The 13,142-nt window shown below is 62.9% G+C and carries 11 protein-coding genes; 9 read left to right on the top strand and 2 right to left on the bottom strand.

Annotated elements, in window-relative coordinates; all coding sequences use genetic code 11:
- Positions 1–18 precede the first annotated feature (18 nt).
- The 9 genes from cysD to ACZYR5_RS20430 all read left to right on the top strand — a co-directional run bounded on the left by cysD (position 19) and on the right by ACZYR5_RS20430 (position 9,348).
- Complete coding sequence (gene cysD, locus ACZYR5_RS20470; RefSeq protein ID WP_489091261.1) at positions 19–2,022, top strand: sulfate adenylyltransferase subunit CysD; 2,004 nt, start codon at positions 19–21, stop codon at positions 2,020–2,022.
- Entirely contained in the window at positions 2,022–3,935 is a 1,914-nt protein-coding gene (gene cysN / locus ACZYR5_RS20465) for a sulfate adenylyltransferase subunit CysN (protein WP_489091260.1), read from the top strand. The genes cysD and cysN overlap by 1 nt, the downstream gene beginning before the upstream one ends.
- Positions 3,936–3,984: 49 nt before the next feature.
- Positions 3,985–5,097 (top strand): DUF1214 domain-containing protein, encoded by a 1,113-nt coding sequence (locus ACZYR5_RS20460; RefSeq protein WP_489091259.1) that lies wholly within the window; start codon positions 3,985–3,987, stop codon positions 5,095–5,097.
- Positions 5,094–6,281, top strand: a complete 1,188-nt coding sequence (locus tag ACZYR5_RS20455; RefSeq protein ID WP_489091258.1) for a sulfotransferase family protein — start codon at positions 5,094–5,096, stop codon at positions 6,279–6,281. The genes ACZYR5_RS20460 and ACZYR5_RS20455 overlap by 4 nt, the downstream gene beginning before the upstream one ends.
- Positions 6,282–6,311: 30 nt before the next feature.
- Positions 6,312–7,016, top strand: coding sequence for an EthD domain-containing protein (locus ACZYR5_RS20450; protein ID WP_489091257.1), 705 nt, complete (start codon positions 6,312–6,314; stop codon positions 7,014–7,016).
- 19 nt (positions 7,017–7,035) lie between these two features.
- Positions 7,036–7,491: a nuclear transport factor 2 family protein gene (locus tag ACZYR5_RS20445; protein WP_489091256.1), complete on the top strand. Its 456-nt coding sequence runs from the start codon at positions 7,036–7,038 to the stop codon at positions 7,489–7,491.
- A 20-nt stretch (positions 7,492–7,511) separates the two neighbouring features.
- Positions 7,512–7,979: an SRPBCC domain-containing protein gene (locus ACZYR5_RS20440; RefSeq protein WP_489091255.1), complete on the top strand. Its 468-nt coding sequence runs from the start codon at positions 7,512–7,514 to the stop codon at positions 7,977–7,979.
- A 42-nt stretch (positions 7,980–8,021) separates the two neighbouring features.
- Positions 8,022–8,813 (top strand): SDR family oxidoreductase, encoded by a 792-nt coding sequence (locus ACZYR5_RS20435; protein WP_489091254.1) that lies wholly within the window; start codon positions 8,022–8,024, stop codon positions 8,811–8,813.
- A 76-nt stretch (positions 8,814–8,889) separates the two neighbouring features.
- Positions 8,890–9,348, top strand: coding sequence for a nuclear transport factor 2 family protein (locus ACZYR5_RS20430; protein ID WP_489091253.1), 459 nt, complete (start codon positions 8,890–8,892; stop codon positions 9,346–9,348).
- A 495-nt stretch (positions 9,349–9,843) separates the two neighbouring features.
- Here ACZYR5_RS20430 and ACZYR5_RS20425 read toward each other — a convergent pair whose 3' ends face one another.
- Both ACZYR5_RS20425 and ACZYR5_RS20420 read right to left on the bottom strand, forming a co-directional pair.
- Positions 9,844–11,226, bottom strand: coding sequence for a DUF1329 domain-containing protein (locus tag ACZYR5_RS20425; RefSeq protein ID WP_489091252.1), 1,383 nt, complete (start codon positions 11,224–11,226; stop codon positions 9,844–9,846).
- Between the two features lie 92 nt (positions 11,227–11,318).
- Complete coding sequence (locus ACZYR5_RS20420) at positions 11,319–13,001, bottom strand: class I adenylate-forming enzyme family protein (protein ID WP_489091251.1); 1,683 nt, start codon at positions 12,999–13,001, stop codon at positions 11,319–11,321.
- Between the last annotated feature and the right edge of the window lie 141 nt (positions 13,002–13,142).

Genomic DNA, 13,142 nt, shown 5'->3' with positions numbered 1-13,142 from the left:
CCTGTTTTTGTTCGGCACATGGTCCGTTCGGCCTATGCGCGTTTTTGCGGTACCGGCAACAGTACCGGCATCCACCCCCCCCGCCACTGCGCAAATGGATGTTTAACAGGAGCTCCCGTGTCCCACGGCAATCCGTTATCGGTGTCCCAGATCAACCACCTGCGCCTGCGTGCCGTGCAACTGCGCATCGCCGGCAAGACCCTCAAGGCCATCAGCCAGGACACCGGGCTTTCCTCGCCGACCATCATTTCGGCCTACAAAGCCTGGCAAGCTGGCGGCTGGTCGGCTGTGCCGGTGCGCGAGCGCGGACGCAAGCCCGGTGAGGGCCGCAGCCTGAGCGCCGAGCAGGAACAGCAGATCTATCAGTTACTGGTCAGCACACCGCCGGAGCAACACCAACTGCCCTTCCTGCTCTGGCACCTGGAAGCGATGCAGGCGCTGGTCAAGCATCTGCACGGTATCGACTTGCCGGAACGCACCGCCGCCCATTACCTGCAACGCTGGCAGTTGAATGCCGAACGCCCGGGCAAACGCATCGCCAATGCTTCACCGGCGGTGCAGCGATGGTTGCGCAGCACCTACCGCGACATCCTCGAACAGGCGCGCACGCACAATGGCGAGATCCACTGGATCGACGACTACGGCGCGCGCAACGAGCAGGGAAAACTCAGTCATGGCGTCCTGCGTGCAGTGAGCAATCGCGGCAAGGTGCTCTGGCTGCCTTACGAAGACAGCTTGCGCGCGCCGCACCTGCAAGGGTTCTTCGAGCGCCTCTCGCGCTCGGCCGAACGCAAGGTGTTTGCCCTGCTCTCGGGCATGCACTGGCAACGCGCCGCGAGCTTCATCAGTTGGGCCGGCGAACACGCCGAACGCCTGCAGCTGTTCCACCTGCCCGAAGCCAGCGCGATGCTCAGCGGTGCCCGCGAACTGGCGACCCAGATCAGCCAGCACGCCGCGCACCAGGCCCCTGACAACCCGCCCTCCACAGCGATCCCGGCCCTGCCCCACGACCCCATGCTGCAGATGTTGCGCCAGATGTTAAAACATCAACTCGCGCAAAAGTCCGACTCGCCGCGGTTGTACGTTGACCACCGACAACAACAAAAAGCGAGAGGAAAATTCATGACGCTAACCCATCTGCAACGACTGGAGGCCGAGAGCATCCAGGCCATGCGCGAGGTGGTCGCCGAAGCCGACAACCCGGTCATGCTCTACTCCATCGGCAAGGACAGCGCGGTGATGCTGCACCTGGCCATGAAGGCCTTCTACCCGGCCAAGCCGCCCTTCCCGTTGCTGCACGTCGACACCACCTGGAAATTCCAGGAGATGTATCGCTTCCGCGATCAGATGGTCGCCAAGCTCAACGTCGACCTGCTGACCCACACCAACCCCGACGGCCTCGAAATGGGCATCAGCCCGTTCAAGCACGGCTCGCAGATCCACACCGACATCATGAAAACCGAGGGCCTGAAACAGGCACTCGATCACTATGGTTTCGACGCTGCCTTCGGCGGCGCACGACGCGACGAAGAGAAATCCCGGGCCAAGGAACGCGTCTTCTCCTTCCGCTCCGACCAGCACCGCTGGGACCCGAAGAACCAGCGCCCGGAGCTCTGGCACCTGTACAACACCCGTAAACACAAGGGTGAGTCGATCCGTGTGTTTCCTTTGTCGAACTGGACCGAGTTGGACATCTGGCAATACATCTACCTGGAAAACATCCCGATCGTGCCGCTGTATTTCGCCGCGCCGCGCCCGGTGGTCGAGCGTGACGGCATGCTGATCATGGTCGATGACGAACGCATGCCGCTGAACCCCGGTGAAGTACCGATGATCCGCAACGTGCGCTTCCGCACCCTGGGCTGCTACCCGCTCACCGGCGCCGTCGAATCCGAAGCCGACACCCTGCCCAAGATCATTCAGGAAATGCTCCTGACCCGAACGTCCGAGCGCCAGGGGCGAATGATCGACCACGATTCGAGCGCGTCGATGGAGAAGAAAAAACAAGAGGGGTATTTCTGATGGCACACGTTTCCAACCTGATTGCCGAGGACATCGGCCAATACCTCAAGGCCCACGAGCACAAGAGCCTGTTGCGCTTCATCACCTGCGGCAGTGTCGACGACGGCAAGAGCACGTTGATCGGGCGCCTGCTCTACGATTCGAAAATGCTCTTCGAGGACCAGATGCAAGCGTTGGAGGCCGACTCGAAAAAGGACGGCACCCAGGGTGGCGACCTGGACTTCGCGCTGCTGGTGGATGGCCTGGCCGCCGAGCGCGAACAGGGCATTACCATCGACGTCGCCTACCGTTTTTTCTCCACCGAACAACGCAAGTTCATCGTCGCCGACACCCCGGGCCATGAGCAGTACACCCGCAACATGGTCACCGGTGCCTCCACCGCCGACGTCGCGGTGGTGATGATCGACGCCCGCCGCGGCGTGCTCACCCAGTCCCGGCGACACAGCTACCTGGCCTCGCTGATCGGCATCCGCAAGGTGGTCCTGGCCGTCAACAAAATGGACTTGATGGAGTACTCGGAAAAAGTCTTCAACACCATCGTCGACGACTACCGCGCCTTCGCCAAACAGATTCATCTGGAGGACGTCACGGCGATTCCGATGTCGGCGCTGCGTGGCGAGAACATCACCGAACAGAGCGAGCACATGCCCTGGTACCGCGGTACCACGCTGATGGGCTACCTGGAAACCGTCGAGATCGACGAGGCCCGCCAGCAGAAACTGGCGTTCCGCATGCCGGTGCAGTGGGTCAACCGGCCCAACCTGGATTTCCGTGGCTTCACCGGCACCATCGCCAGCGGCGTGGTCCGCCCAGGCGACCGGGTACGGGTGCTGCCGGCCGGGCAAGAGAGCCGTATCTCGCGCATCGTGACCCTCGACGGCGACCTGCAACAAGCGGTGGCTGGCCAGTCCATCACCCTGACCCTGACCGACGAGGTCGATTGCAGCCGGGGCGACGTGCTGTCCACTGCCGAAGAGCCAGCCAGCGTCGCCGACCAGTTCCAGGTCAGCCTGATCTGGCTGCACGAGCAGCCGATGCTCGCCGGTCGTCCCTACCTGATGAAAATCGGCGGCAAGACCTTGCCGGTGACCCTGGCGGTGCCCAAGTACAAGATCAACGTCAACACCCTGGAGCACCTGGCGGCCAAGGAGCTGGCGTTGAACGAGATCGGCGTGTGCAACCTGTTCTCCAGCCAGCCGATTGCGTTCGATCCCTACCAGGACAACCGCGAGACCGGCAGCTTCATCCTCATCGACCGCCTGAGCAACGCCACGGTCGGCGCCGGCCTGGTGGAGTTCTCGCTGCGCCGCTCGCAGAACATCCACATGCAGCACGTGGATGTGAACAAGAAGGCCCGCGCCGAACAGATGGGCCAGCAACCGGTGCTGCTGTGGTTCACCGGCCTGTCGGGTGCCGGCAAATCGGCCATCGCCAACCTGCTGGAGACCCGCCTGTACGCCCGCGGCCGGCATACCTACCTGCTCGACGGCGACAACGTGCGTCATGGCTTGAACCGCGACCTGGGCTTCACCGATGCCGACCGCGTGGAGAACATCCGCCGAGTCGCCGAGGTGTCGAAGTTGTTCGTCGATGCCGGGCTGATCGTGCTGACCGCCTTTATCTCGCCGTTCCGCTCCGAGCGCGAGATGGCCCGCGGTCTGCTGCAGGACGGCGAGTTCATCGAGATCTTCGTCGACACGCCGCTGGCCGTGGCCGAGGAACGCGACCCCAAGGGCCTGTACAAGAAAGTCCGGCGTGGCGAGCTGAAAAACTTCACCGGTATCGACTCGCCGTATGAGGTGCCAGGCAAGCCGGACATCCACATCCAGACCACCAAGCTGACCGCCGAAGGTGCGGTGGACCGGATCATCGAGGTGCTCATCGAGCGCGGCTTCATCGCCAAGGACTTCTAGCCCCGACGCCCGGTCCGCCGGGCATTCGCCCCATCAAGAGAGTACAACAATGACAATCAGCTCTATTGACCCGCAACAGCTGGTGAGTGGCCAGACCTGGGCCACTTTCTGCGATCACCTCAAGCGCTGCGGCGAGCAGATCCTGCGCCCCGAAGCCCCCGCCGATGCAGCCACCCGCGCCGAAGGCTTCCGCTACCTCACGCGCCTGCTGCGTATCGGCCTGGAGATGCACATCGAGTTTGCCGACCCGGCCTTCCCGAGTTTCTTCAAGACCTCCCACGAGACCGCGAAAATCGGTGCCGACAACCCGGACAACCTCTATGAGTACTCGCGCCTCGACGGCACCCTGGAGTACCGCATCAAAGGCCAGCGCGGCAGTGTTGCGTACCTGAGCTTCGGCACCCAGAAAGGCGGCTATGAAACCGACGGCACGCTGATCCAGACCGGCTTCATCGACGCCAGCCAGTTGCAGGTCGATGACCAGGGCAACTTTGAAATCATCCTCAGCCGCCAACCGCAAGCCGGCAACTGGCTGAAAATGGAGGACGCGACCAATGCCTTGATCGTCCGCCAGACCTTTCTCGATCGGCGCAGCGAAGTGCCGGCCAGCCTGAGCATCGAGCGCATCGGCAGCGACTGCAAACCCGCGGCCCTCGACCCGGCGACCTTCCAGCAAGGCCTGGCGCGGGTCTCCAGTTTCGTCGAGAACACCGCCCGGCTGTTCGCCGACTGGAGCCAAAGTTACCTGCCCCACAGCAACCAACTGCCCCCGGCCAACCAGGCGCTCTGCCAATCGGTGGGCGGCGATCCGAATATTTTCTACTACCACTCGCACTGGGCGCTGGCCGAGGACCAGGCACTGGTCATCCACATCGACAAAGTGCCGGACTGCGACTTCTGGAACCTGCAGATCAACAATTACTGGATGGAATCCCTGGACTACCGCTACCACCAGATCTGCGTCAACAAGCACCAGGCGCGCTACGACGACAAGGGCGGCGTGACCCTGGTCCTCAGTGAACGGGATCCGGGGGTCGGCAACTGGCTGCAAACCGCCGGCATCCGCCAGGGCACGCTGTGCCTGCGCTGGGTCGGCGCCGAGGAGCAATGCCACCCGAGCACTCGCGTCATCCACGTCGCTGCCGTGGCGGAGGCCCTATGAACGCCCTCACCCGTATTGAAGAGCTGACGGTCGACCGGCTGCTGGCCAGCGCCATCGCCCGAACCAACGGTCTCAGCCATTTCGGCGATGACGACTACCGTGCCTCGCTGCAGGCACTGCTCGACGCCCTGGCCAGCGACGCCGGACTGTCGCCGACCGGCCTGCAGTTGCTGGAAGAGCGGCTGATCGGGCAACTGGTCAATCGCCTGGTGATGGAGGACTACCTGCGCCGCTATCCGGAGATTGCCCGGATCGAAATCGACGATCCACTGGTCATCGTCGGCCTGCCGCGCACCGGTACCACCATGCTCCAGCGCACCCTGGCGGTCGATCCGCGCTTCTACAGCGCCGCCTGGTGGGAAACCCGCTTTCCGGCACCGCTGGCGGGCGAAGCGCTGGATGCGCCGATCAAACGGATTGCCCAGGCCCGGGCCGAGGTCGAGCTGATGGCCGAGGTGATTCCGCAGATCCTCGCGATTCATCCACTCGATGCCATGCTCTGCGATGAAGAGTTCATGCTCATGGAGCATTCCTTCATGTGCGCCATGGACGCCTACGTCAACGTACCCAGCTATACCCGCTGGCTGGACCGACAGGATCAGCGGCCGGTCTACAGCCAGCTTAAAAAGATGTTGCAGTTCCTCCAGTGGCAGAAACAGCAACGGGGTGAGCCGGCGGGACAACGCTGGTTGCTCAAGGCGCCCCAGCATCTGCACACCCTCGATCTGCTGCTGCAGCAGTTCCCCAGGGCACAGGTGATTCTGACCCACCGCGAACCGGCCCAGACCATCCCATCGATGGCCAGCATGGCCCACACCCTGTGGCAGATGTACAGCGACAACCCCGACCCGAAAGCCGCCGGCGCACAGTGGAACACGCGCATGGCACGGGGCATGCGCCACACCCTGCAGGTGCGCGAGCAGCATGGGCCCGAGCGTTTTCTCGACATCCACTTCGCCGACACCGTGCAGCAGCCGCTGCAGGTGCTGGAGCAGGTCTATGCCTTCGCCCATCTGCCGTTTACCGAACAGGCCCGCGCCGCCGCGCAAGCCTGGCTGGCGCAGAACAGCCGGGAAAAACGTGCCAGCCACGACTACAGCCTGGAGCGTTTCGGCCTGACCCAGGCGCAGATGATCGAGGACTACCGCGAATATCGCGCCCGTCACTTGAACGCCCACCCCTGATCGCGAGCCGGAGGATTCATGGAAAAACTCATGCTGACCTTATGGCGACCGCCGCAGCACAGCCCGCAGCAATGGCGCCAGGCCCTGCTCGGCTTGCGCGACGAACTGGCCAGCGCCGGCGCGCGCAGCAGCCGCGTGATGGTGGTCGATGAAGCCGTGGCCGACGCGGCGAAACAGCGCATCACCAACAGCGCCGTGCCCCTGGACGGAGTGCTCTCGGTGTGGCTGGACAGTGCTTCGCAATGGCCGACGATCAAGGCCCTGGTCACACCCCTGACCAACCGCCTGGAAGCCTATCTGGTGCTGGAGTCCGAGCCTTATCCCGAACAGCGCCGGCCCCGCGCCGAGCACTACCAGGTGGCGCTGGGCGAACGCACCCCGGGGATGAATCAAGTGGCGCTGCTGCACAAGCCCGATGGCTTGAATTACGAGCAGTGGTACGCCATTTGGCGCGATGGACACGGGCCCAAGGCCTATGCGCTGCAGTCGATCTTCGGCTACCGGCAGAACACCGTGGTGCGTGCGCTGACCTTCGGTGCGCCACTGCTGCACGCGATCGTCGAAGAATACTTCCCGCCCGAGGCCATCGGCAATCCGCAAGGATTTTTCGCCGCCCTGGGCGACCCGGAAAAATGCGCGCAGCGCCAGCAGGCCATGTACGAATCCACCCGCCAGTTCATCGACTTCGCGAAGATCGACTGCATCCTCACCAGCGAATACCAGCTCAGTGCCTGAGTGCCCAAGGAGATTTGCCATGTTGGACCTGCAAGCCATCGAGCTGATCAAACAGCTCAAGGCGCGGTACTTCCGTGCCATCGACACCTGCAATATCGCGATGCTCGAAGGGATGCTCACCGAAGACATCGCCCTGTCGTTCACCAGTCCGGCCTACCAGTTCCAGGTCAACGGCCTGAACGATGCCCTGGACTTCTACCGCAGTTCATTCACCAGGACCCGGCTGGCGACCCACAACGGCCACACCCCGGAAATCGAGGTCGATGGCGACCAGGCAACTGCTCTCTGGTACCTGAGCTACGTGTTCATCAACCTCGACGACAACACCCATATGCATGGCAGTGCGATCTACCAGGATCGCTACGTCAAGCGCGGCGAGCGCTGGATGATCGCCCAGACGGGCTACGAAACCCTGCTCGAGACGGTCCAGCCGTTGAGCGAACAGCTGCAGATCACCTCTCGCCCCATCAACTGAATGCACCGAAGGAGAACGTCATGGCCAGAGCAGAAAACATAGTGACCTCCCATACCGTGGAAATTAACGCCCCTGCGCGGGTGGTCTGGGAGGTACTGGTCGATCTGGACAACTACCACCAATGGAACAGCTTCTGCCCGAGCATCCGCTGCGGCCTGCAGATCGGCGACGAGGTGCACATGCAGGTCCTCACTCCCGATACCGGCGAAACCGTCCCGGTATTCGAATACCTGGTGGCCTGCGACCCCGAGCAGCTGTTGTCCTGGGAGCAGCGTCCGGTTCCGGAAAACATGGATGCCGCCCGCCGCGACCAGTACATCACGGCCATCGATGCCAACCGTTGCCGTTATTTCACCACCGATATTTTCCTCGGCCTGAACCAGGACACGATCATGCGTGAACACGGTGCCTGGGTGAAAACCGGTTTCGACCAGATGGCCCTGGACCTCAAGCGGCGTGCCGAAACGCTGCACGCCAGTCGCGGCTGACCCCGCGCTTTTTTCTGACATAACAATAAGAAGGTAATTGCCATGTTGCTCAACGATAAAGTCGTGATTATTTCCGGAATCGGCCCGGGCCTCGGAATCAAGCTGGCCGTGCGCGCCGCCGAGTATCAGGCCCGCGCCGTGGTGCTGGCCGCGCGCACGCCGTCGAAGCTGGACCTGGCCGAGCAAGCGATTCGCGACGCCGGCTACGACACGCCAATCCTCAAGGTCCCCACCGACATTGCGCAAGTCGAGCAGTGCCAGACCCTTGCCGATCTGACCCTTGAACACTTCGGCCGGATCGATGTACTGATCAACTCCGCCTACGCCCATGGCGCCTGGGGCAGTTCTTCCGAGTCGTCCATGAGCGACTGGCGCAGCGCAATGGACGTCAACCTGTTCGGCACCATGAACATGACCCAGGCCGTCGTGCCGCAGATGAAGAAGCAGCGCTCGGGCAGCATTGTCATGATCAACACCATGGCCACCCGCACCCCCAACCAGCTGGAATCCGGTTACGCCGTGTCCAAAGGCGCGTTGAAAACCGCCGTGCAGTATCTGGCCCAGGATCTTGGTCCGTACGGTATCCGCGTCAACTCGACCTTCATGGGCTGGATGTGGGGGGCGCCGGTGATCGGCCACTTCGAGAGCGAATCGCGGCGCCTGGGGGTGAGCATGGAGTCGCTGGTCGACCAGGTCGCGCAGCAGATTCCACTGCGCAAGATCCCCGAAGACAGTGATTGCGCGATGGCCGCCCTGTATCTGGCAAGTGACTTCGCCAGGGTGATCACCGGTGCGCAACTGGACGTCAACGGCGGTCATTACCTGCCCTGCTAGGCCCAACAACGTCGCTGTTCTTCGGCGGCCACACCGACACCCCGTGGCCGCCGTCCTATTCCTGGAGATTACTGACATGCTCGACCTTGTTGCCATCGAACAGATCAAACAACTCAAAGCCCGCTATTTCCGCGGCATCGATACCTGCAATCTCGAACTTCTGCGCAATGTCCTCGCACCCGAGGTACAGATCCGCTTTCAAAGCCCGACGTACCAGCTCGAACTGAACGGACTGGAAGAGGCCATCGAGTTCTACCGCAGCAACTTCACCCACCGCCGTTTCGGCATGCACAACGGCCACACCCCGGAAATCGAGGTCAACGGTGACCAGGCCACGGGGCTGTGGTACCTCAATGACGTGTTCATCAACCTCGACAAACAGACCCTGCTCAACGGCAGCGCGATCTACGAGGACCGCTACGCCAGGATCGACGGCGAATGGCGCATCGTGCGCACCGGCTACAAACGCCTGCTGGAAATGATCGGACCGCTGGACCCGCAATGGACCATCACCTCAGCGCCGATCACACTGTAGGAGCTGGCTTGCCAGCGAACCGGACACCCCGGTACATCAGACACACCGCCTTCGCCGGCAAGCCGGCTCCTACAGTGGGTTGTGCATGCTCCGCAGAACCTGTGACCGACACACAACCTGCAGGAGCTGGCTTGCCAGCGAACCGGACACCCCGGTACATCAGACACACCGCCTTCGCCGGCAAGCCGGCTCCTACAGTGGTTTGTGCATGCTCCGCAAAACCTGTGACCGACACATAACCTGTAGGAGCTGGCTTGCCAGCGAACCGGACACCCCGGTACATCAGACACACCGCCTTCGCCGGCAAGCCAGCAGGCTGGCTGGCTCCTACAGGTTCTGCATATTCCCCCGAAATTGCGCACGCCACAGACCCACTGTAGGAGCGAGCCTGCTCGCGATGGTCGCCCAGACACCACGTGTCCCCGGACATCCAGACAACGACAAAAAAAAGGCCTCGCCGATCACCCGGCGAGGCCTTTTTACTGCGGCTTGCGGTTAGCGACCGATCGCCCGCGCGGCGTCGGCGGTGTATTGGTCGGGGGTGAATTTGCCTTCGTTGAGGATCGGGCCTTTTTTCGCTTCGTTGGACATGCCGTAGCCGGTGTACTGCCCGGAGTTGAGGTCCATGAAGAACTGCGACCCAGCCTGCCAGCCGCTCATGTCCGGGTGGTAGTAATAGTTGACCATGGCGTGTTTCCACAGCTGCCCACGGGCATCGTAGTTGTCGGCCATCACCGAGTTCCAGGTGTCCTCGTCGATGAACAGCACGCGCTTGCCATAGACGTGGCGGAAGCCCTCTTTCAAGGTCGCTTCCAGCACCCAGACCCGCCGCAGCTCGTAGCGCATTACATCGGGATTGGGGTGGTTAGGCGTGAGGATGTCGGCGTACTTCAGGGTGCCGGCGTTGGGTTTGAAGGCGTTGGCCGGGCTGTAGATCTCGCGCTTGCCGATCAGCTTCCAGCTGAAACGCTCCGGCGAGCCGTTGAACAGCCGGTCCTCGTCGACGGTCATGGTGCCGTTGGTGCCGATCATCGGTTGGTCGTAACCGTAGCCCGGCAACTGCCGCACACGCCGGGTCGAGGGGCTGTAGGACCAGGCCTGGCGCGACTCGGTGACGAAGTTATACGGCTCGTGGGCGATGCTCAGGGTGCCGTTGTCGCGCGCCGGCTTGAGGGTCATGTTGTTGCTCATCGCCTGGATCTTGCCCTCGGTCCTGGGTTCAACCGTTGGCGAGTTGGCCTGCGACAGGTTACGCGCGTAGGCACGGCCCCAACCGATGCTGCCATTGGGCAGGACCGACGCCAGGTCGGTGGTCTTTTCCTCGGTGTAGGCGCGCGCCGGCAATTGATGGTTCCACAGCAGCTCCATGCCATTCTTCGGAATCGGGAACGGCACCTGCCCCAGGCCTTCGAAACCGGCGCCGTCATTCACCAGCTTGGCGTGCAGCGCGTTGCTCATCGCGCGCTGGCACACGTAATCGGGGTAACGGAAATCCCGGTGCCCCGGATAAATGTTCATCTTGTAGCTGGTCGGGTACTTCTTCAGCAGCGCTTTCTGGCCCTCGGTCAGGTTCGCCTCATACTGGCCCATGTTCTGCGCGGTGATCACCAGGATCGGCTTTTCCGCCGCATAGGGATCCACCGGTTGGTCGCCGGAATACTTCACATGGTTCCAGCCCGGCACCTCGCCCAGGTACTTGCCGGTGTAGGGCGGGATGGTGCCTGCCGCGTTGCCCGCCTGCTCAGCGCCGACGCAGGTCAGCTCCTTGCCCAGCTTGGCGGCTTCCTGGGCAGATACCTCGGCGTGCGCGACGCTCAGCAGCCCGGAATTGGCTGTGACGGCGACCGCGAGCATGAGACCTGTTCTTGTTATTTTCATGTATTGCCTCCTTCGCTGATAAGGCTGTGTGGGATGCAGCCATTGTTCGCCTTCTGCCGGCCCCAACATCGTCCGGAAAGACTAAGCAGGCGTCATACGCCCAATTTTTCCTGCAGTTGTGCCTTGAGCACCTTGCCGGTGGCGTTGCGTGGCAAGGGTTCGAGGGAGCGATAGACCTGGGCCGGCACCTTGTAGGCCGCCAGGCGTGTGGCGATGAAAGCGCGGATCTGTTCTTCATGGGGCAGCGAGCCTGACTGGCCATGCACCGCCAGCCCCACCACCTCACCGAGCAATGGATCGGCAATGGCGAAGGCCGCCGCTTCAAGCACGCCGTGCATGTCGAGGATGCAGGTCTCGATTTCCGCCGCGGAGATCTTCTCGCCACCGCGGTTGATCAGTTCTTTCACTCGCCCGGTGATGCTGAGGAAGCCTTCGTCGTCGAGATAACCGATATCGCCGGTGTCGAGCCAGCCATCACGCAGGGTTTGCGCGCTGGCCTCGGGCAGGTTCCAGTAGGCACTCATCAGGGTCGGCGAACGCAGCCAGATCAGCCCTCGGGTGCCAGCCGGTTGCGGCTGCTGCGGATCGTCTCCGATACGAATATCCACGATGGGCAAGGCCCAGCCCGCCGTCGCCGGTTTGTAGACGAAGGGATCGCCACCGATTGCCGCACCGATGCCGTTGCTTTCGGTCAGGCCATAGCCGGCGCCGCCGATCACGTCGGGCTTGAGCCTGAGCATGTTGTCCAGCACCCCGGCGGACGAGGCACCGCCGCCCAGGCCGAGGCCGAACAGGCTGGCGGTGTGCTCGGTGCCGAAGCGCGGTGAAGCCAGCAACTGCTGCATCATCACCGGCGCGCCGTTGAACTGGGTGCAGCGCTCGTCACGCACCAGGTCCAGCGCCTGTTCCACGTCCCACTTGTACATCAGCAGCAAACGCCGGCCACCGCGCAGGGCCGACAGAAACTGCGCGTGCAGGCCACTGACATGGAACAGCGGCACGGCGGCCAGGGTGGTCGGGGCGAAACCGCTGTTGATCACCACGCTGATGCGCTCCGGGGAGCTCATGGCGCAAAACGCGCCCTGGAACTCCAGGGCAAACAGCGCCTGGCAGATCGCCCGGTGGCTGGACACCGCGCCCTTGGCACGGCTGGTGGTGCCGGAGGTGTAGAGGATCAATGCGGCCGAATCAGGATCGATCTGCAGACTGGGCAGAGGCTCTGCCGGGGCACTGATCAGTGCTTCATAACGCCGGCAGTATTCCGGCAGCGGCCCTTCTGCGGCGCCGACCACAATGGTCGCGCGCTGCTCCCGGTCGAGGTCACTGCGCAGGGTGTCGAGACGCGCCTGGTCGCACAGCAGCAGGCGCGAGCCGCTGTCCTGCAGGGCGTATTGCAATTCGTCGCGCAGGCCCCAGCTGTTGAGCGGCACCGCCACCGCGCCGCAGCGCTGGATCGCGGCGAACGCCACCAGCCATGCGGGCTGGTTGCGCATGGCAATCGCCACGCGCTCGCCGGGTCGAATGGCGAACTGCGCAATCATCTGCCCGGCCAGGCGGTCGGCCTGGTCGAAGTATTGCTTGAAGGTCAGGCGCTGGGTTTGCCAGACCAGGAATTCACGGTCACCGTGAACCCGCCCGGCGTCGAGCACCTGCAGCAGGTTCTGCGCGGCATGCCGGAAGTAGCGTGGCGCGCCATCATCAGGGGTCACCACCTCGAATGGCGCACCGGGGGCAATCAACTGCCGCCAGGCGGTTTGCCAGGGTTCTATGTTCATTGTTGTTGTCTCCAGAACAGCTGAAGGGGCTGTGGGATTGGGTCGTACGCGAATGCCGAATGCCCCAGCGATCCCTGTGGGAGCTAGCCCTGCTAGCGATGAGGCCAGCAGATTCAACATCTGCATTGCCTGACACTCCGC

Source organism: Pseudomonas sp. F007, from assembly GCF_057814275.1.
Note: the sequence above shows the minus strand (reverse complement) of the source record. Positions and strands in the feature narration are given on the sequence as shown.